13 protein-coding genes are annotated in these 19,723 nt (G+C 70.1%); 7 read left to right on the plus strand and 6 right to left on the minus strand.

What is annotated here, in order from left to right; genetic code table 11:
• Window positions 1–13 precede the first annotated feature (13 nt).
• The 5 genes from CS062_RS16815 to CS062_RS16835 all read right to left on the minus strand — a co-directional run bounded on the left by CS062_RS16815 (window position 14) and on the right by CS062_RS16835 (window position 6,910).
• Window positions 14–889, minus strand: a complete 876-nt coding sequence (locus tag CS062_RS16815) for a branched-chain amino acid ABC transporter permease (protein ID WP_099862747.1) — start codon at window positions 887–889, stop codon at window positions 14–16.
• Window positions 890–1,019: 130 nt separating this feature from the next.
• Window positions 1,020–2,252, minus strand: coding sequence for an ABC transporter substrate-binding protein (locus CS062_RS16820; protein WP_099862748.1), 1,233 nt, complete (start codon window positions 2,250–2,252; stop codon window positions 1,020–1,022).
• 241 nt (window positions 2,253–2,493) lie between these two features.
• Window positions 2,494–3,732, minus strand: coding sequence for an MFS transporter (locus CS062_RS16825; protein WP_099862749.1), 1,239 nt, complete (start codon window positions 3,730–3,732; stop codon window positions 2,494–2,496).
• Between the two features lie 22 nt (window positions 3,733–3,754).
• Window positions 3,755–5,035, minus strand: coding sequence for an FAD-dependent monooxygenase (locus tag CS062_RS16830; RefSeq protein WP_099862750.1), 1,281 nt, complete (start codon window positions 5,033–5,035; stop codon window positions 3,755–3,757).
• Window positions 5,036–5,128: 93 nt separating this feature from the next.
• The gene (locus CS062_RS16835) at window positions 5,129–6,910 is read right to left on the minus strand and encodes an alkaline phosphatase D family protein (RefSeq protein WP_099862768.1); all 1,782 of its coding nucleotides are present in this window, start codon (window positions 6,908–6,910) and stop codon (window positions 5,129–5,131) included.
• 114 nt (window positions 6,911–7,024) lie between these two features.
• Between CS062_RS16835 and CS062_RS16840 the strand changes: the two genes are divergently transcribed.
• The 4 genes from CS062_RS16840 (at window position 7,025) to CS062_RS16855 (ending at window position 14,167) form a co-directional block, all read left to right on the plus strand.
• Window positions 7,025–8,005 carry a potassium channel beta subunit family protein gene (locus CS062_RS16840; RefSeq protein WP_099862751.1) on the plus strand — a complete coding sequence of 327 codons (981 nt, stop codon included), beginning with the start codon at window positions 7,025–7,027 and terminating at the stop codon, window positions 8,003–8,005.
• Window positions 8,006–8,141: 136 nt separating this feature from the next.
• The gene (locus CS062_RS16845; RefSeq protein ID WP_099862752.1) at window positions 8,142–11,540 is read left to right on the plus strand and encodes a ligand-binding sensor domain-containing diguanylate cyclase; all 3,399 of its coding nucleotides are present in this window, start codon (window positions 8,142–8,144) and stop codon (window positions 11,538–11,540) included.
• A gap of 252 nt (window positions 11,541–11,792) precedes the next feature.
• Window positions 11,793–13,034 (plus strand): cation:proton antiporter, encoded by a 1,242-nt coding sequence (locus CS062_RS16850; RefSeq protein WP_233218104.1) that lies wholly within the window; start codon window positions 11,793–11,795, stop codon window positions 13,032–13,034.
• Window positions 13,031–14,167 (plus strand): YbdK family carboxylate-amine ligase, encoded by a 1,137-nt coding sequence (locus tag CS062_RS16855; protein ID WP_099862753.1) that lies wholly within the window; start codon window positions 13,031–13,033, stop codon window positions 14,165–14,167. The genes CS062_RS16850 and CS062_RS16855 overlap by 4 nt, the downstream gene beginning before the upstream one ends.
• 21 nt (window positions 14,168–14,188) lie before the next feature.
• Here CS062_RS16855 and murU read toward each other — a convergent pair whose 3' ends face one another.
• A complete protein-coding gene (gene murU / locus CS062_RS16860; protein WP_099862754.1) occupies window positions 14,189–14,881 on the minus strand; it encodes an N-acetylmuramate alpha-1-phosphate uridylyltransferase MurU in 693 nt (230 codons plus the stop codon).
• Window positions 14,882–15,071: 190 nt separating this feature from the next.
• Here murU and tkt point away from each other — a divergent pair, with 190 nt between their 5' ends.
• The 3 genes from tkt to gap all read left to right on the plus strand — a co-directional run bounded on the left by tkt (window position 15,072) and on the right by gap (window position 19,636).
• Window positions 15,072–17,132: a transketolase gene (gene tkt / locus CS062_RS16865; RefSeq protein ID WP_099862755.1), complete on the plus strand. Its 2,061-nt coding sequence runs from the start codon at window positions 15,072–15,074 to the stop codon at window positions 17,130–17,132.
• 216 nt (window positions 17,133–17,348) lie between these two features.
• On the plus strand, window positions 17,349–18,407 hold the full coding sequence (locus CS062_RS16870; protein ID WP_099862756.1) for an energy transducer TonB: 1,059 nt from the start codon (window positions 17,349–17,351) through the stop codon (window positions 18,405–18,407).
• A gap of 230 nt (window positions 18,408–18,637) precedes the next feature.
• Window positions 18,638–19,636 carry a type I glyceraldehyde-3-phosphate dehydrogenase gene (gene gap / locus CS062_RS16875; RefSeq protein WP_099862757.1) on the plus strand — a complete coding sequence of 333 codons (999 nt, stop codon included), beginning with the start codon at window positions 18,638–18,640 and terminating at the stop codon, window positions 19,634–19,636.
• Window positions 19,637–19,723: the final 87 nt, after the last annotated feature.

The following is a 19,723-nucleotide window of genomic DNA, read 5'->3' on the forward strand; positions in this document are numbered from 1 at the left end:
GGCAATCATGGGCTCAGACCTTCTTGATCGCGGTCTTGCCGAACAGACCCGCCGGCTTGAGCGCCAGCACGATCAGCAGCAGCACCAGGCCCGGCACGTCCTTGTAGCCGGTGGAGAGATAGAAGCCGGTGGTCGTCTCGGCGATGCCCAGGATGATCCCGCCGACGATGATGCCCATGCCCGAGGTCAGCCCGCCGATGATCGCCACGGCGAAGGCCTTCAGGCCGAGCACCGCGCCCATGGTGGCGCCGGTCAGCGTCAGCGGCGCGATCAGCACGCCCGCGAATGCCGCCGTCAGCGACGACAGGGCATACGAGAAGGTGATCACCAGCCCGGTGTTGATGCCCATCAGCTTGGCGGCGTCGCGGTCGTTGAAGGTCGCGACCACCGCCCGGCCATAGATGGAGCGGCGGTTGAACAGCTCGACCGCCAGCATCATCAGCAGCGCGCCGACGACGACCAGGATCTCCATCGGCAGCACGTTGGCGCCGAGGATCTTGATCGGCGCCTCCGGCAGCGGCGACGGGAACTTGAGGTCGTCGCGGCCCCAGACGTTCTCGGCGACGTTCTTGAAGATGATGCCCAGCGCGATCGTGGACATGATCCAGCCGAACTCCGATTTGATCTTGATGGCCGGCCGCACGCCGATGCGCTCGACGAAAGCGCCCTGCAGCGCGCCGAACAGGCACACCAGCGGGATCATCAGCCAGTAGTTCACGCCATGCCCGACCAGCGTCAGGCCCACCAGCGCGCCCAGCATCAGGGCGTCGCCCTGGCCGAAGTTGAGGGTGTCGGAGGTGGAGAAGGTCAGCTGGTAACCGAAGGCGATGACCGCGTAGATCATGCCGAGCGCGATGCCGCTGAACACCAGTTGGGTCAGGATCTGCATACGGAGTCCGGGACTGCGGTGAAGACCGAGGAGCCGTCGGTCCGACGGCGCCCGGTCCGCGCGGCCACGCTGTTCACGCGCGACCGCAGGGCCCATGAAAACGGCCGCGCTGGGCGGCCGTTTCAGGGGGTCACTTCTTCTGGGTCAGCGCGCCCTTGGCGTTGACGTCCTTGACCTTGACCTCGGAGGCCGCCTTGAAGTCGGCCTCGTAGGCATAGACCACGCGCTGGCCCTTGACCTCGCCGAACACCGGGATGTTGGCGGTGATGGCCTCGTGGTCGGTCTTGGTGAACGGCTTGTTGTAGGTCGTCACGACGCCCTCGACCGGCGCGCGCAGGTCTTCGAGCGCGGCCTTGACCTTCGGGCCCTCGGTGCTGCCGGCCTGCTTGATCGCGGCCGCCAGCAGGTAGATCGAGTCGTAGCCCTGCGCGGCCGACACCGGCGAGTCGATGCGGCTGTTCTTCGGGTTGAACGTCTTGAGGTAGTTGACGATGAAGGACTGGCGCTTGGGCGTGGTCGGTTCCTGGATGAAGGTCTGCGGCATGCGCGCGCCTTCGCCGCCGGGGCCGGCGTTGTCGATGTAGTTGGCCATCGACAGTGTCCAGCTGCCCACCATCGGCACCTTCCAGCCGAGCTTGGTCATGCCGTTGGCGATCTGCGCGAGCTCGGGGCCGATGCCGTAGGTCAGGATGACTTCGGCGCCGGCCTCCTTGGCCTTGAGCAGCTGGGCCGTCATGTCGACGTCCTTGATGTTGAACTTCTCGACCGCGACCGGCTTGATGCCCTTGAGTTCGAGCGCCTTCTCCAGGTCGGCGCGGCCGAGCTGGCCGTAGTTGGTGGAGTCCGCGAGGATGGCGACCTTCTTGAAGCCGCGGCGGGTGACGGCCTCCTCGACGATCATCGGCGCCTGGATCGAGTCATGGGCGGCGTTGCGGAAGACGTAGTTCTCGGGCTGGTCCTTGAACTGCTGGGTGATCACCGAGCCGGTGGCCACGTTGTTCATCACCGGGATCTTGGCGTCCTGATAGAAGCGCTGCGCGGCGAGCGCGACGCCGGTGTTGATGAAGCCGACGGTGGCGGCGACCTTCTCGCGGTTGATGAGTTCCTGGGCGATCTGGACGCCGCGTTCGTTCTTGGCCTCGTCGTCACGCTCGACGAGCTGGATCTGGCGGCCCAAGACCCCGCCGTTCTTGTTGATTTCCTGAGCCGCCAATCGCACACCGTCGCGCATGCTGACGCCCATCGACGACGAGCCGCCGGTGAAGGGGCCGGAGACGCCGATCTTGATCGGGTCGGCCGCGAGGGCGGCGAAGCTGGCGGCTGCCAGTGCGGTAGCGGTGATCCAACGCGCGCTGAACATCATGTTTGTCTCCGAATGGTCTGGTCCATGAGGGGTCGGAACGCCAACCCTCGAGCGCCGGTACAACAAACAGCCGGACGCACGGCGTCAGCCTTCTCGGAACATGGTGCATGAAGCGTGTCGGATTGCACGCATGCGACTACGTACTCGCAAACCCGGAGCGGCAAGTTCAGCGTCGTGTCAGCAAGTGGGACGTGTCGTGGCGATTCGCCAACGTGGTGCATGCGTCAACGACGCGCTCGCCTCAAGCAGCCTCGGCGCGCGAGCGCGTGCGCAGCACCCACGCGGTGATCGCCGCCACCGCCAGCATCGCCAGCGCATAGCCGCTCAGCGCCGCCCAGCCGCCGTGGTCCCAGAACCAGCCGCCCATCGCGCCGAGGGTGCTCGAGCCGAGGTAGTACGCGAGCAGGTACAGCGAGGCCGCATGTCCCTTGCTGCGGCCACCGAGCGCGCCGACCCAGGCGCTGCTCACCGAGTGCGCGACGAAGAAGCCGATCGTCAGCAGCACGATGCCCAGGATGACGGCGGGCAGCCAGCCCGCCGCCGTCAGCACGACGCCGCCGCCCGCCAGCGCGATGCCCGACAGCAGCGCCGGCGCGCGGCCGAAGCGGTCGGACAGGCTGCCCGCCGTCGCCGACGCCGCGATGCCGAAGAGGTAGGCGCAGAAGATCAGGCCGATCGCGCTCTGGCTCAGCGAGAACGGCGGCTTCATCAGCCGGAAGCCGGCGTAGTTGTAGACCGCGACGAACATGCCCATCATCAGGAAGCCCATCGCGAACAGCAGCGGCAGCATCGGATGCGTGAGGTGCGAGCGCCACGCGGCGACGTGCTCCGCAAGCTTCACGTCAGTGCGGCGCACGAAATGCCGCGACGGCGGCAGCAGCAGCCAGAAGCCGATCGCCGCCAGCAGGCCCAGCACGCTGACGATGAACAGCGCCGGCCGCCAGCCGAAGGCGTCGCTCAGCATGCTCACCCCGACCCGCCCCATCATCCCGCCGAAAGCCGTGCCACCGACGTACTGGCCCATCGCCCGGCCCAGGCCCTTCGGATGGATCTCCTCGGCCAGGTAGGCCATCGCCACCGCCGGCACGCCGCCCAGCACCAGGCCTTCGAGGGCACGTGCGACCAGCATCCCGCGCCAACTCGGCACCACCGAGGCGATCAGGTTCAGCAGCGCGGCCATCGCCATCGACCCGAACATCAGCCGCTTGCGGTCCATGCTCTCCGACAGCGCCCCGGCACAGAGGATCGCGAAGGCAAGCGCACCGGTCGCCAGCGACAGGGCCAGCGCGCTCGTCGCCGCGCCGACCTGGAACTCCGCCGCGAACAGCGGCAGCAGCGGCTGCACGCTGTACAGCAGCGAGAAGGTCGTGAAGCCGGCCAGGAACAGCGCGAAGGCGATGCGACGGTAGGCGCGCGTGCCGGGCTCGGCGTGGTCGGCGTGCTCGGCACCGGTGGGCGCCGGGCTTGGGGAACTGCTCATCGGGAGGACAGCGGCCGGCGGCTCAGCGGCGGCCGAACATCATCTGCCCGGCCAGCGCCCGCTTGAGCGGCGGCAGCGCCTGCAGCGCCGCCAGGCCGAGCCCGCGCGCGGCCGGCAGTCCCGGCCAGCGCCAGGCGAAGGTGCGGGCGAGGAAATCGGTGGTCAGGATCGTCGCCCAGCGGTCCGGCGCGCGCTGCCATTCGACGCGCCGCAGCGCCTGGTCCACCCGCGGATCGCGCCGCAGCGCCTCGACCAGCGCGAAGGCGTCGCGCAGGCCGAGGTTCAGGCCCTGCCCCGCCACCGGATGCAGCGTCTGCGCCGCGTTGCCGATGCGGATGCGGCGGCCCTCCACCAGCGTGCGCTCGGCATTCAGGCCGAGCGGGAAACACTTCAGCGGGCTGATGCCCAGCAGGCGGCCGACGCGATCCGGCAACTGCTGCTGGATCACCGCCAGCCGCTGCGCATCGCTCAGGCCCTCGACCTCGTCCTCGTCCCGCGGCTGGCACCAGACCAGCGCGGCACGGCGCTGGCCGTCCCGGTCGGGCAGCGGCAGCAGCGCCAGCGGCCCACGCCGGGTGAAGCGCTCATAGGCCACGCCCACCGGGCTGTCCGGCGCCAGCGTCACCGTGCCGACCCAGGCGTTCTGCCGGTAGTCGTGCGTCAGCGATTTGCGCGCCTGCTCGGAGAACACGCCGCCCTCGGCCACCACCGCCAGGTCGAAACGCTCGGCGATGCCGGCATCGATCTCGATCTCGTCCGGCCGGTCCTGCTTGAGGCCGTCCACCGCCTGGCCGAAGCGGCTGATCAGTCGCCGCGGTTCCAGCGCGCTGGCCTGCTGCCAGGCGGCCTGCAGCGGCGCGACCAGCTGACCGTAGGCCAGCACCGCGCCCAGTTGCGGCACCGCCTGCTCGGCGGCGCTGATGCGGACCTCGGGCTCGCCGGACGGACCGAACCAGGGGCTGGAAAGCGTCGGCGGCGCCTGGCTCACATGGACCTCGCGGATCGGCTGCGCCTGGGCCGCCGGCCACACGCGCAGGCGCTGCAGCAGCTGCACGCTGCCCAGCGACAGCGCCAGCGTGCGCGGATCGCCGGAGACATCGCGCTCCAGCGGGCGTGCATCGAAGAGGCTGACCTGCGCCTGCGGCAGGTAGCGCGCCGCCAGCAGCGCCAGCGCGAGCCCGGCCGGCCCCGCGCCGATCACCGCCAGCCGCAGCGGCGGCGCCTGGCCGTCGAAGGCGGCGTCGAAGGCGTCGGTCGCGGTCGCGGCGGCGGCATGAGCGGCGGAGTCTGGAGCTTGGGACATGACGTCGACCCGGGAAAACTGGTGCCGGCCGCGTCAGGCGGCCGGCTGCGAACGACTATAGCGCCGGCGCTTTCCGGACCCGCCCCGCACCGATCACACTGCGACCAGCCGGCGCTGCGCCGCGCCCGGCAAAGTGCGCAGCGATTGCGCCACCGTCGCCGTGTACTCGCGGCTCAGGATGGTGCTGACGAAGATCCAGTCGCAGCGGCACTCGGTCGCCGTGGCGGTGACGACCATGTAGCCGCGGCGCGAGGTGTCGGCATAGACCAGCGGCCCGATCAGCTGCGTCAGCGCGGCCGCGAGCTGCTGCGGGTTCTCGTTCGGGAGATAGTCCTCGAAGCCCGGCGAAGTCACCGATGAGGTGGCGAACTCCACCCCCACCTGCCGGCCGGCCCCGTCCAGCAGGTCGTTGGCCCAGGCGTTGTGGGTGTCGCCCGCCAGCACGACCAGGTTCTTGTCGAGCTGGCGCGCCGTGGCCAGCAGCGTCTCGCGGGCGACCGGATAACCGTCCCACGCGTCGAGGTTGTACGGCAGGCTCGGCGCATTCAGCACCGCCTGCTCCTGCGGCGTCAGGCTGGCCGGATCGTTCTGCGCCTTGGCGACGATCGCCGCGTACTGCGACACCGTCACGCCGGTGCCGGGCGCATTGGCCTCGAACAGGATCGGCGACGGGATGTCCATCCGACCCATCAGCACCTGCTGCCCGAGCACCTGCCAGGTCGCGGTCGACGCCTGCATCCGCGCCTGCAGCCACTGGCCCTGCGTCGTGCCCAGCAGGGTGCGGTCGGCGCGGGCCATGTCGGCCTGGAACCGGCCACTGTCCAGGCCCGAGGCGGTGAGGTAGTCCGCATAGTCGAGCTGCTCGTCGCGCGCGATCACTCGCGTGTCCAGCATGTGCAGCGCCATCAGCGAGCCGAAGTCGAAGCCGCGATAGATCGTCAGCGGATCGGCGCCATCGCGCACCGGCAGCCACTCATGCCAGGCCTGCGCCGCCGCGGCGCGGCGCGCGGCGAAGTCGCCCTCGGTGGCGGGCTGGTGGTTCTGGGCTCCGCCCTGCCAGGCATCGTTCGCGATCTCGTGGTCGTCCCACACGGCGATCATCGGCAGCCGCGCGTGCAGCAGTTGCAGGTCGGCATCCGCGCGGTATTGCGCATGGCGGCGACGATAGTCCGCCAGGGCCACCAGCTCCTGCTGCGGTTCGACCACCCGGCCCAACGCCTGGGCGTTGCCGCTGGCGTACTGGCCGGGGCCGTATTCGTAGAGGTAGTCGCCCAGGTGCAGGGCCACGTCGTACTCCTCGGCGCCCGCGCGTTTCACCGCCTCGGCATAGACGTTGAAGTAGCCGGTCGGATAGTTGGCGCAGGAGAACACCGCGAGCTTCACCCGCGCGACATCGCCAACGGGCAGCGTCTTCGTGCGGCCCGGCGGCGACACCGCCCCGTAGGCCTTGAACCGGTACCAGTACCGGGTGCCTGGCTGCAGCCCGGCGGCATCCACCTTGACGCAGAAGTCGCTCGACGCGCGCGCGGTCGCGCCCCCGCTGGCGACAAGGGTGGCGAACGCGGCGTCGCTCGCCACCTCCCAGGTCACCGGCAGGTCGCGCCCGTCGGTGGTGTTCTGCGCCAGCACGCGGGTCCAGAGGATGACGCGGTCGCTCAGCGGGTCGCCGCTGGCCACGCCATGGCTGAAGACGACCGCGACGCCCGGCGCGCCATCGTCTCCGCCGCCACCGCCGCAGCCGGCCAGCGGCAATCCCGCCAGCGCGCCGGCGGCCAGTGCGCCGCGCACCAGGTGGCGGCGGGTGTGGTCGACGGACTCGGCCGGCGAAGCGTCCGCGTCCTTCTTGATCAGGTTCAGCAGCGGGGTCTGGGTCATGGCGGACAGGGGCATTCGGCATGCCGCGCTGACGCCGCGCGCCGCCTCCGCTACCCTTGCGCCCCGCGAAGGCGTCACGGGCGCCCCCACCGACTCACGCACGAGGAAAAGCGCATGCAATACCGTCGACTCGGCCGCAGCGGCCTGCAGGTGTCCGAACTGTCCCTGGGCTCCTGGGTGACGTACCACAACCAGGTCGATACCGGCGCGGCCGTCGAGATGCTGGCCGCCGCCCGCGACGCCGGCATCAACTTCTTCGACAACGCCGAGGCCTACGCACTGGGCAAGAGCGAGGAGATCATGGGCCAGGCCATCAAGCAGCTCGGCTGGGGCCGCCACACCTACGTCGTCTCCACCAAGTTCTACTGGGGCATCGACAAGTCGGGCACGACCGTCAACTACAAGGACACGCTGAACCGCAAGTACCTGATGCAGGCCATCGATGGCTCGCTCAAGCGCTTCGGCCTGGACGAGATCGACCTCGTCTACTGCCACCGCCCCGACCCGCACACGCCGATCGAGGAAACGGTGCGCGCGATGAGCGACATGATCACGCAAGGCAAGGCGCTGTACTGGGGCACCAGCGAATGGAGCGCCGACGAGATCCGCGCCGCCTGGGAGATCGCCGAGCGCCACCACCTGCACAAGCCGGTGATGGAGCAACCGCAGTACCACCTGTTCCACCGCCAGCGCGTCGAGAAGGAATACGCCCGCCTGTACGAGGACATCGGCCTGGGCCTCACGACCTGGAGCCCGCTGGCGTCCGGCCTGCTGACCGGCAAGTACCGCGACGGCATCCCGGCGGGCAGCCGGGGCGCGCTGGAAAGCATGTCCTGGCTGCGCGAGCAGCTGCAGGAGCCGCAGCGCAACGCCGCCGTCGGCGAGCTGGCCACGATCGCGCAGGAGCTGGGCTGCACGCTGGCGCAGCTGGCCATCGCCTGGATCAATCGCAACCCGCGGGTCTCCACGGTGATCCTGGGCGCGAGCAAGCGCTCGCAGCTGCAGGACAACCTGGGCGCGCTGGCCGTCACGCCCCGGCTGACGCCAGAGGTCCTGGCCCGCATCGACGCGATCACGCTGCCGCTGGCCAAGTAAGCCGGCCCGCGGCGGTCGACATCAACGCCGCGTCGGGGTTTATCCGCACACCGCCCGCCAAGCCCCTCATTGACGGGGCTCGGCTGTCGCGCCGCTGCCGCAGCCGCGACGGGAGGCGCCGCTAGCATCCCCGGCGATGCTGCGACGACGTGCCTTTCCCCTGCTGCCGAGCCTGTGCGCCGCCGTCGCGCTGGTCCTGGCCGTCGCGACGGGCAACGCCGTGACGCCGCGGGACGAGGCCCGGCCGGAACGCGCCGCGCCGGCCGCGGTGCCGCTGCTCGCCGAGCCTCGCTTCGAGACCGTGGGCATCGACGCCCCGGTGCCGCTGAACGTGATCTCCGCGCTGGCGCAGGACCGCGCCGGCTTCCTGTGGATCGGCACCGGCGCCGGGCTGGTGCGCTTCGACGGCTACAACTTCCGCCAGCCGGGCGCGCCCCTGGAGAACGGTGTCCGGTCGGCCCGCAGCCTGGGATTCATCCGCTGCCTGCTGGTGGCACGCGATGGCCGCCTGTGGATCGGCACCGAGGCCGACGGCCTGGCCGCCTATGACCCGCAGACCGAGAAGCTGTCGCTGTTCCGCTCCGAGGCCAGGCCGCAGCCGCGCGGCGCCGTCTCGGCCGGCACGATCCGGGCGCTGGCCGAAGACCGGGACGGGCGGCTGTGGATCGGCACGATCGGCCACGGCCTGGACCGCTACGACCCGGCCGAGGGCCGCTTCCAGCACTTCCGCCATCAAGCCCGGCAGGCTGGCAGCCTGCCCGACGACCGGGTCCAGGCGCTCGCGATCGACCGCGAGGGCTCGCTCTGGGTCGGCACCTGGCAGGGCCTGGCGCGCAAGCGCGCCGGCGCCGACGTCTTCGAGCCGGTGTTCTCCATGCCGGGACGCCCCGGCCTGGCCGGCAAGATCGTGCTCAGCCTGTTCGAGGCGCCCGACGGCCGGCTCTGGGCCGGCACCCAGCAGGGCGACCTCGCCCTGATCGATCCGAAGACTGGCGAGGGCCGGATGCTCGAGCGCGCCGAGGACGCCGGCAACGGCTCGGTCAACAGCTTCGTCGCGGTGGACGAGCGGCATGTCTGGCTGGGCCGCAACGGCGGGCTGGAGCTGCGCGCGGTCGCGGGCGGCGCGCTGCTGCGGGTGATGAAGCACGATCCGCTCAACCGCGGCAGCCTCGGCGGCAACGAGGTCCGCGCGTTGATGCGCGACCGCGCCGGCTGGATCTGGACCGGCGGCTACGGCGGCGGCCTGCAGCGCCACAACCCGGCCAACACCAGCACCTGGGTGCGCGGCCGCGATCCCGGCAAGCTGCCGCAGCTGATCGACCCGAGCACCCGCGCGATGGTGCAGCTCGACACCGGCGAGATCTGGCTGGGCAGCAACGAAAGCGGCGTGACGGTGCTCGACGAGCAGCTGCGCTCGATCGCGACGCTGCGGCCCGCGCCCGGCCAGCGCGGCGGGTTGGCGGGCGGGCGCATCTCCAGCCTGGTCCAGATGAAGGACGGCAGCATCTGGCTGGGCAGCGATGGCGGCCTGCACCAGTACACCCGCGACCGACAGCTGCTGCGGGTGATCCAGGCCGGCACCGGTCGCGCGCGACGCCTGCTGGCGGGCCGCGACGGCACGCTCTGGATCGGGACGCAGGACGGGCTTTATCGGCTGCCGCCGGACGCCGGCCCGCAGGCCGCGCCGGAGCGCCTGCGGCAGGACGGCGGCCAGCCGCTGACCGGCGACGTCAATGCCCTGTCCGAGACCGCCGACGGCGGCCTGTGGGTCGGCACCGAGAAGGGCCTGTACCGCTTCGAGCCCGGCGGCAAGGAACTGGTCGCGGTGCGTGCCCGGCCGGGCCGCGACCTGAGCCATCACTCGATCGTCGGCCTGCTGGTCGATTCGCGGCAGCGCTTGTGGGTGGACACCGCCTCGGGCCTGCACCTGCTGGCGCGCTGGGAAGGCCGCGAGGCCGAGTTCGAGCGCATCAGCGAGAAGCACGGCGTGATCGGCCGGGCCTTCGGCGCCAACCTGCTCGAGGACGGCGAGGGTCGCATCTGGACGCAGAGCTTCGTCTACGACCCGGCCAGGGACAGCTACTACGAGCTGACCAACGCGGACGGCGTCGACATCGGCACCGGCTGGTTCCGCGCCTACCTGAAGACCCGCGACGGGCGGCTGCTCTATGGGGGCAGCAAGGGCGTGCTGGTGGTGACGCCGGAGCGTTTCGAGGCCTGGACCTACCAGCCGGCGCTGGTCGCGACCGAGCTGCGCGTGGACGGCCAGCGCCTGGGCGCCGGTCGCCTGCCGCAGGAAGGGCTGACGCTGAACGCGAGCAACCGCAGCTTCAGCGTGGAGTTCGCCGCGCTGGACTTCAGCGAGCCCGAACGCAACCGCTACGCCTACCAGCTCGAGGGCTTCGATCCGGAATGGATCAGCACCGGCGCCGATCTGCGCGTGGCGGTCTACACCAACCTCGATCCGGGCCGCTACCGCCTGCGGGTGCGCGGCACCAACCGCAACGGCGTGTGGAGCCCGCTGGAACTCAGCATCCCGGTGCGGGTGCTGCCGGACTGGTGGCAGACCTGGTGGGCCCGCACCCTCGGCGGTGCGACGCTGATCGCGCTGGTCTATACGCTGGTGGCGCTGCGCACCTCCTACCTGCGGCGCTCGCAACTGGCGCTGGAGATCAAGGTGAAGGCGCGCACCGCCGAGTTGGAGCGGCTCTCCGCCGACCTGCAGGCGAAGAGCGTGGCGCTGGAGGAATCCAGCCTGTCGGACCCGCTCACCGGCCTGCGCAACCGGCGCTTCCTGACGCAGCACATCGAGGGCGACGTGGCCCTCGCGGTGCGTCGCCACGAGCAGGCGCGCGACGATGGCTACGCGCCGCCCGACGATGGCGACCTGATCTTCTTCCTGCTCGACCTCGACCTGTTCAAGGCGCTGAACGACCGCCTCGGCCATGCGGCGGGCGACGCGGTGCTGCAGCAGATGCGCAGCCGGCTGACCGCCGTGTTCCGCGAGGCCGACTACCTGGTCCGCTGGGGCGGCGAGGAATTCCTGATCGTGGCGCGCGGCACCTCCCGCCGACATGCGGCCGAGCTCGCCGAGCGCGCGCGTCTGCAGGTCTGCAGCGCCCCCTTCGACCTCGGCGAGGGTCGGCAGGTGGACGTCACCTGCTCGGTGGGCTTCGCGGTCTTCCCGCTGTCGCCGGCGCTGCCGCGCGCGCTGGACTGGGCCGCGACGGTGGCCCTGGCCGACGAGGCGCTGTACGCGGTCAAGCGCGCCGGACGCAACGGCTGGGAAGGCGTGACCGGTGTCGCCGCCGTCACTGGGGCGTCGCACGACGCTCACGAGGCGCGGCCGGCGCCTGGCGCTGAAGGCGCTGAATACGTCGAGGCCGCCGAGGATGCCGAGGGCGCATTGCGCCAGCGCTCGCGCGGATCGATGGCAGACTGGCTGGCGAGCGGCGTCCTGCGGATCGTTCGCTCGTCGCCGCCGGCCGATGCCGGAGCCGCCGCTTCGCGGCCGATCGACGCCGGCAAGTCCTGACCCCGGCTGCCCGGTCGCGTTTCCCGCCAAGGGCGGACCCGCCGATTGCCGAGGCTTTGACAAGAACGGCACGAGCGCGGCAAATGGCGCTCCCGCCGAGTGCCGATGACCGGCAATCGGTAAAGCCGACAAGTAAAGGCTGCCAGCGCCTGCCCCGGCGCCGCTCCGCGGCGACCGGAATGGCCCGATGATCGGGGGCTTCCCCCGGCCGGATTGGCCGCCGTCCACGAATCGAGGAGAACCTTCGTTTTGATGAACGACCTTGCGAACTTCCTGCAGTTCAGCGCCTGGCCGCCGCGCCCGGATTGGCTGTTCTGGGCCTCGCTCACCATGGTGGCCGCCGGCGTGCTCGGCGAATTCGTGAACCGCCGCCTGGGCCTGCCCCGCGTCGTCGGCTACAGCGTCGTCGGCATGATCCTCGCGGCACTGGGCCACGGCATCTTCGCCAACGGCGCGCTGGACGCGCGCTTGCGGCTCGTCGTCGATCTGGCGCTGGCGTTGCTGCTGTTCGAGATGGGCTCCCGCGTGAACCTGCGCTGGCTGCGCAACAACAAGGCGCTGCTCGGCGCCAGCGCGGCCGAGGCCGTCGTCAGCTTCGTCGTCGTCGGCTACGGGCTGACGCTGCTGGGCGTGAGCCCGCTGGTGTCCATCAGCTGCGCGGTGCTGACGATGGCCTCGAGCGCCGCGGTCGTCGGCCGCGTCGGCGCGGAGCTGCGCGCGGCCGGCCAGGTCAGCGAACGCATGCTGGCGCTGACCTCGCTGAACACGATCTATGGCGTGCTCGCGCACAAGCTGTTGCTGGGCTGGCTGGCGCTGGACCAGAAGGGCGACTGGCTGGAGGCCGTGGCGCAGCCGCTGTATGCCTTCGTCGGTTCGGTGATCGTCGCGGCGCTGCTGGCGCGGCTGACGGCCGGCCTGATGCGGCGGCTGGACCTGCGCAACGAGAACTCGGTGCTGATGCTGCTGGGCCTGGTGCTGGTGGCGCTGAGCGTGGCGCGGGTGCTGAACCTGTCGACGCTGCTGGTGCCGCTGCTGGCCGGCATGATCCTGCGCAACACGACCGAGCGCCCCTGGGTCTGGCCGCGCCACTTCGGCACGGCCGGCGGCGTGCTGGTGCTGATGCTCTTCGTGGCCGTCGGCTCCGCCTGGACGCTGCAGGCGCTGGCCGCGGGCGCGGTGCTGGCGCTGGCGCTGCTGCTGCTGCGCCTGGTGGCCAAGGCGATCGCCCTGACCGGCATGGCGCGGCTGAGCGGCATCGACACCCGCCAGGGCGTGGCGCTGGCGGTGTGCCTGAGCCCGGTGTCGGGAACGATGCTGGTGCTGTTCAGCGAGGTGCAGTTGCACCATCCGCAGACCGCCGCGCTGCTCGCGCCGGTCATCCTGTCCACGATCGCGCTCATGGAGCTGGTCGGACCGATCGCCGTGCAGTGGGGCCTGCGCCTGGCCGGCGAGCATCACCCTGAAACCCCTGTGAAGGAGGCTGCGAAGCGATGAGCCTCGAACCATTCGCCACATCCAAGCCCTTGACGATGGGCGTGGAGCTGGAGCTCCAGATCGTCAACCGTCACGACTACGACCTGATGCCGGGGTCCAAGGACCTGCTGCGGGTGATGAAGGGCGAGACGCTGCCCGGCGACGTCACGCCGGAGATCACCGACTCGATGATCGAGCTCTGCACCAACGTCTGCACGAACTACGAGCAGGTGCTGGAGCAGCTGACGATCACCCGCGACGCGCTGGTGCGCAGCGCCGACAAGCTCAACCTCGGCCTGTCGGGCGGCGGCACGCATCCCTACCAGCACTGGAGCAAGCAGCGCATCTTCGACAAGCCGCGCTTCCAGGAGATCTCGTCGCTGTACGGCTACCTGAGCAAGCAGTTCACCGTCTTCGGCCAGCATGTGCACATCGGCTGCGAAGGACCGGACCACGCGCTGCGGCTGCTGCATGGGCTCTCCCGCTTCATCCCCCACCTGATCGCGCTCTCCGCGTCCTCGCCCTATGTGCAGGGCAACGACACCGGCTTCCACTCGGCGCGGCTGAACTCGGTGTTCGCCTTCCCCTTGTCGGGGCGCGCGCCCTTCGTGCTGACCTGGGACGACTTCCTGGTGTTCTTCGAGAAGATGACGCACACCGGCGTCGTGAAGAGCATGAAGGACTTCTACTGGGACATCCGTCCCAAGCCCGAGTACGGGACGATCGAGGTGCGGGTGCTCGACACGCCGCTGACGATCGAGAAGGCCTCGGCGCTGGCGGCGCTGATCCAGTGCCTGGCGCGGTGGATCTCGCATGACCACCCGTTCGAGCTGCACGAGGACGACTACCTGCCCTACACCTTCAACCGCTTCCAGGCGTGCCGGTTCGGGCTGGACGGGACCTTCGTCGATCCGAAGACCGGCGAGCACCGCAGCCTGCGCGAGGACCTGAATGTCACCCTGCATGCGCTGGAGCCGCATGCGGTGGCGCTGAAGGCGGAGCCGGCGCTGCGCTATGTGCGTGAGGAGATGCGCTGGCAGGGCAACGACGCCACCTGGGCGCGCGGCGTGGTCGAGAAGGAACAGCTGCTGAACGAGCTGGTGCGCCAGCAATGCGAGCGCTGGGCCGGTCGGCCGGTGGCGAACACGCGCTGAGTCCGCCCGCCGACGCGCCGCTCAGCGGGTGGCGTTGAGTTCCGCCAGCTGATCCGGCGATCCCACGTTGGCCCACGGCCCGGTGTAGAGCTCCGCGGTCACCGCGCGGGCCTGGATCGCACGGTCCAGGCTGACGCGGATGCGTTGGTGCTCGCCCGGCTTCACGCCGTCGAAGAAGGCGCGCTTGTAGAGGCCGATGTTGCTGTAGACCTCGAGGTCGCCGGTGATCGTCGCGAAGCCTTGCGGGTCGATGCCGAAGTCGCCGGTCGGATGCCGCGCCTGCTTGGGCACGAACCACAGGTGCGCCAGCAGCGGGCTCGCGGCGAAGGCGGCGGCCTGCGCCGGATCGAAGACGAAGTCGGGGATGAAGATGTCCGCCGACACGGCCCAGAAGGCCTCGTCGCCATCGGCGCACAGCAGGTCCAGCGCGGTCGCGATGCCGCCCCCGGTCTCCAGCGCGCGGCCGTAGCGCGCGCCTTCGTGGCTGTAATGCAGCTGCACGCCCCAGCGCGCGCCGTCGCCCAGCGTGGCCTCGAACTGCTCATGCAGCCAGGCGGTGTTGACGACGATGTCCCGGATGCCGGCGCGGGCGAACGCCTCGATGTGCCACTCGATCAGCGGTTTGCCGCGCACCTTCAGCAGCGGTTTGGGCGTGTGGTCGGTCAGCGGCCGCATGCGCTCGCCGCGCCCGGCCGCGAGGATCATGGCTCGCATCGATCAATCCTGAAACGTCTGAAGACCGCCGCCCGCGCTCCGCGGCGCCGGCGGCGGAGCGGGAGTGTAGGCGTCCCGGCCGGGGCCTCGGGCGCGCCGGCTCGCCGCCTCCTCCGTACCCCGCCGGAAAACCGCTGTCGCGCGGCATCACTAGAATGCGCGGTTTGCCCCACTCCCGCCCCAGATCACCATGGCCGACTCCGCCGCTGCCGCCGTCTCCCCGAACACCACCCAGATGGCCAACGCCATCCGCGCCCTGGCGATGGACGCTGTCCAGCAGGCCAACTCCGGCCACCCGGGCGCGCCCATGGGCATGGCCGAGATCGCCGTCGCGCTGTGGAAGCGCCACCTGCGCCACAACCCGACCAACCCGCTGTGGCCCGACCGTGACCGCTTCGTGCTGTCCAACGGCCACGGCTCGATGCTGATCTACGCGCTGCTGCACCTGACCGGCTACGACCTGCCGATCGCGGAACTCAAGGCCTTCCGCCAGATGCACTCCAAGACGCCGGGCCACCCGGAAGTCGGCATCACCCCGGGGGTGGAGACCACCACCGGCCCGCTCGGCCAGGGCATCACCAATGCCGTCGGCCTGGCGCTGGCGGAGAAGCAGCTGGCCAAGGAGTTCAACCGCGACGGCCATGCCATCGTCGACCACCACACCTACGTGTTCATGGGCGACGGCTGCCTGATGGAAGGCATCAGCCATGAGGCCTGCTCGCTGGCCGGCTCGTGGAAGCTGAACAAGCTGATCGCGATCTACGACGACAACGGCATCTCGATCGACGGCCAGGTCGGCCCCTGGTTCGGCGACGACACCGCCAAGCGCTTCGAAGCCTATGGCTGGAACGTGATCGGCCCGGTCGACGGCCATGACGTCGACGCGGTCGACGCCGCCATCGCGCTGGCCAAGACCAGCAAGGACAAGCCCTCGCTGATCATTGCCAAGACGCACATCGGCAAGGGCAGCCCCAACCGCGCCAACACCTCCAAGGCCCATGGCGAGCCGCTGGGCGCCGAGGAAATCAAGCTGACCCGTGAAGCGCTGGGCTGGTCGCACGAACCCTTCGTGCTGCCCGCCGAGGTCTACGCCGACTGGGACGCCAAGGCCGCCGGCACCGCCGTCGAGACCGCCTGGGACGACAAGTTCGAGGCCTATGCCACCGCCTTCCCCGAGCTGGCCGCCGAGTTCTCGCGCCGCATCGCCGGCGTGCTGCCGCCCAACTTCGCCGACGTCGCGGCGCAGGCCGTCATCGGCGCGCACGACAAGGCCGAGACCGTCGCCTCCCGCAAGGCCAGCCAGCTCGCGCTGGAAGCCTTCACCGCCGCGCTGCCCGAGCTGCTGGGCGGCTCGGCCGACCTGACCGGCTCCAACCTGACCAACACCAAGAGCACGCCCGCCTTCCGCCTGGAGGAAGACGGCAGCAGCAACGGCGGCCGCCACATCAACTATGGCGTGCGCGAGTTCGGCATGGCCGCGATCATGAACGGCGTCGCGCTGCACGGCGGCTTCATTCCGTACGGCGGCACCTTCCTGACCTTCAGCGACTACAGCCGCAATGCGATCCGCATGGCCGCGCTGATGAAGCAGCGCGTGATCCATGTGTTCACCCATGACTCCATCGGCCTGGGCGAGGACGGCCCGACGCACCAGTCGGTCGAGCATGTCTCCAGCCTGCGCCTGATCCCCGGCCTGGATGTCTGGCGTCCGGCCGACACCGCCGAGACCGCGGTCGCCTGGACGATGGCGCTGGCCAACGCGCAGCGCCCGAGCGTGCTGGCGCTGAGCCGCCAGAACCTGGCCTACCTGAAGAAGTCGGGTGAGGCCGTCGACGCGATCACCAGCGGCGGCTACGTGCTGAGCGAGCCGGCCGATGTCGGCCTGAAGAAGAAGGCCCAGGCGGTGCTGATCGCCACCGGCTCGGAAGTGCAGCTGGCCATCGCGGCGCAGCAGCAGCTGGCCGTGGCCGGCATCCCGGTGCGCGTGGTCTCGATGCCCTGCACCAGCCTCTTCGATCGCCAGGACGCCAAGTACAAGAAGAGCGTGCTGCCGGAAGGCCTGCCGCGCGTGGCCATCGAGGCCGGCGTGACCGACCTGTGGTGGAAGTACGGCGTCTCGGCCGTCGTCGGCCTGGACACCTACGGCGAATCGGCGCCGGCCAACGTGCTGTTCAAGCACTTCGGCTTCACGCCGGAGAACGTGGCCGATACCGTCAAGGTGGTGCTCGGCAAGGCCCGCCTGAAGGGCTGATCGCCCTCCCCGGCGGAACGAAGGAAGAGGTGCCTCGCGCACCTCTTTTCACGTCTGGACGGTCCATCGCTGCCCGCGGCGCAGCGGCGCGCCGTCCCTGGAAATCGCTGCGTTCCTCGCCTGCGCTTCACGCTCCGGCGCATAGACTGCGCAGCGTCCGCGATCGGCTTCGCGCCGTCGACCGGACGCAGGGACAGGACAAGCACAAGGAACCTCGTGAAACGGCATCCCTTCACCGCCGCGCTGCTCGCGCTCGCCTTCGGTCTGGTCACTGGCCTGCTCGGCGCCCAGCCCGCCCACGCCCAGCAGGACGCCATCAGCGTCGCGCCCGCCGATCCGGCCACCAGCCCGCTGCGCTGCCTCCAGCAGCCGGACATCCCGCTCGAGTACCCGGCCGAGGCACGGCGGCTGCAGATCGACGGCATGGTGCGTGTCGGCCTGTCCTTCACGGCGCCCGACCGGCCGCCGGAGGTCGAGCTGTTGGCCCGTTTCGCCGACGATCGTTTCGTCAATGCGGTGCGCGAGCGCATTGCCGCCTATCGACTGCCCTGCCTGGCCGCGGGGCAGGGCACGGTGCGCGCGGTGCAGACCTTCGTATTCCGTCTGCGCGAGCCGGTGCCGGTGCGTTGGACCACCCCGGTCGAGATCGACGACCCGGCTCGCGCCCGCGCCATGAGCGCCTGCCTGCGCACCCCGCCGGAGGAACTCCTGGTGCATGCGTCCCGCTTCGACCGGAAGACCGTCGGCAACATCATGGTCCGCATGACCTTCACCGCACCGGACGAGCCGCCGCAGGTCCAGGCCTTGTATGCCTCCACCAGCGGCAGCACCCAGGAGGCGATCCTCGATTGGACCCGCAGCTATCGCCTGCCCTGTCTGGCCGCCGGCGAGCGACCGGTGAGCTTCGTCCAGCACTTCATCTTCCACGCCGGCGGCGCTGGCCGGGCGAACTTCAAGGACGAGGTCACGCTGGGCGAATTCCTGTCCAACATCAAGGACATCCGCCAGCAGCAGGTGGAGTTCGACTTCAACACGATGAACTGCCCGTTCACCGTCGCCTGGACCCTGGGCAAGCCGGCATTGGCGAACCGCGTCGGCGAGGTCGGCAGCGAGCGCGACCGCAACCGCGCCGAGTTCCTGGCCTGGCTGGCCGGTCTGGAAATGGACCTGACGCCGGAGCGCTTCGAGCGGCTGCTCGGTCGCATGGTCAAGATCAAGGTCGCCTGCGGCACCTTGCGCCTGCAGCCGGCCACGACCGCTGCCGCCGCGCCTTGAACGCCGCCGTGATGTAACCGCGCGGTTCCGCGCGGTGAAACCCGGTAACCCGCTCGAAACGTGCGGGCGCGCCGATCTGTTCAAATCGTGCGTTTCCGGCGCCTGCGCCCGGCCCTCCGTCCGGGCCTCGCGGACATGCCGGACCGAACACCTCCGCGGCACGACGTCCACTGGCTGGGCGACGCGCCCATGACGTCATCGATTCATTTCACTCGCAGGAGACTTTCCTCATGACCATCAAGATCGGTATCAACGGCTTCGGTCGCATCGGCCGCATGGTGTTCCGCGCCGCCGTGGCGAACTTCAAGGACATCCAGATCGTCGGCATCAACGATCTGCTGGAGCCGGATTACCTGGCCTACATGCTGAAGTACGACAGCGTGCATGGCCGCTTCGACGGTGACGTGGCGGTCGACGGCAACACGCTGATCGTCAACGGCCAGCGCATCCGCCTGACCCAGGTCAAGGACCCCGCCGAGCTGAAGTGGAACGAGGTCGGCGCCGACATCGTCGTCGAGGCCACCGGCCTGTTCCTGACCAAGGAAACCGGCGAGAAGCACCTGGCCGCCGGCGCCAAGAAGGTCATCATGTCGGCCCCGTCCAAGGACGACACGCCGATGTTCGTCTACGGCGTCAACCACGCCACCTACGCCGGCCAGGCCATCATCTCCAACGCCAGCTGCACCACCAACTGCCTGGCGCCGCTGGCCAAGGTGCTGAACGACAAGTGGGGCATCAAGCGCGGCCTGATGACCACGGTGCACGCCACCACCGCCACGCAGAAGACCGTCGACGGCCCGTCCAACAAGGACTGGCGCGGCGGTCGCGGCATCCTCGAGAACATCATCCCCAGCTCCACCGGCGCCGCCAAGGCCGTGGGCGTGGTGATCCCCGAGCTCAACAAGAAGCTGACCGGCATGTCCTTCCGCGTGCCGACCTCCGACGTCTCGGTCGTCGACCTGACCGTCGAGCTCAACAACGAGGCCTCCTACAAGGAGATCTGCGCCGAGATGAAGGCCCAGAGCGAAGGCGCCCTGAAGGGCGTGCTGGGCTACACCGAGGACAAGGTCGTCGCCACCGACTTCCGCGGCGATCCCCGCACTTCGATCTTCGACGCCGAGGCCGGCATCGCCCTGGACGGCACCTTCGTCAAGCTGGTGTCCTGGTACGACAACGAGTGGGGCTACTCGAACAAGGTGCTGGAGATGGTCAAGGTCGTCGCCAAGTAAGCGGCCCTCGACCCGTGCCCGAAGCCCCGCCCCCGGCGGGGCTTTTTCATTTCCGGCCGCTCCGGCGGGGCTGCCCGATACGAGTCG

It is taken from the genome of Roseateles chitinivorans, assembly GCF_002761755.1.
GTDB lineage: Bacteria > Pseudomonadota > Gammaproteobacteria > Burkholderiales > Burkholderiaceae_C > Roseateles > Roseateles chitinivorans.

Excerpts from the sequence above, each read along its gene's own strand:
- CS062_RS16815 (WP_099862747.1), bottom strand. The coding sequence starts at position 889 with ATGCAGATCCTGACCCAACTGGTGTTCAGCGGCATCGCGCTCGGCATG.
- CS062_RS16820 (WP_099862748.1), bottom strand. The coding sequence starts at position 2,252 with ATGATGTTCAGCGCGCGTTGGATCACCGCTACCGCACTGGCAGCCGCC.
- CS062_RS16825 (WP_099862749.1), bottom strand. The coding sequence starts at position 3,732 with ATGAGCAGTTCCCCAAGCCCGGCGCCCACCGGTGCCGAGCACGCCGAC.
- CS062_RS16830 (WP_099862750.1), bottom strand. The coding sequence starts at position 5,035 with ATGTCCCAAGCTCCAGACTCCGCCGCTCATGCCGCCGCCGCGACCGCG.
- CS062_RS16835 (WP_099862768.1), bottom strand. The coding sequence starts at position 6,910 with ATGACCCAGACCCCGCTGCTGAACCTGATCAAGAAGGACGCGGACGCT.
- CS062_RS16840 (WP_099862751.1), top strand. The coding sequence starts at position 7,025 with ATGCAATACCGTCGACTCGGCCGCAGCGGCCTGCAGGTGTCCGAACTG.
- CS062_RS16845 (WP_099862752.1), top strand. The coding sequence starts at position 8,142 with ATGCTGCGACGACGTGCCTTTCCCCTGCTGCCGAGCCTGTGCGCCGCC.
- CS062_RS16850 (WP_233218104.1), top strand. The coding sequence starts at position 11,793 with ATGAACGACCTTGCGAACTTCCTGCAGTTCAGCGCCTGGCCGCCGCGC.
- CS062_RS16855 (WP_099862753.1), top strand. The coding sequence starts at position 13,031 with ATGAGCCTCGAACCATTCGCCACATCCAAGCCCTTGACGATGGGCGTG.
- murU (WP_099862754.1), bottom strand. The coding sequence starts at position 14,881 with ATGCGAGCCATGATCCTCGCGGCCGGGCGCGGCGAGCGCATGCGGCCG.
- tkt (WP_099862755.1), top strand. The coding sequence starts at position 15,072 with ATGGCCGACTCCGCCGCTGCCGCCGTCTCCCCGAACACCACCCAGATG.
- gap (WP_099862757.1), top strand. The coding sequence starts at position 18,638 with ATGACCATCAAGATCGGTATCAACGGCTTCGGTCGCATCGGCCGCATG.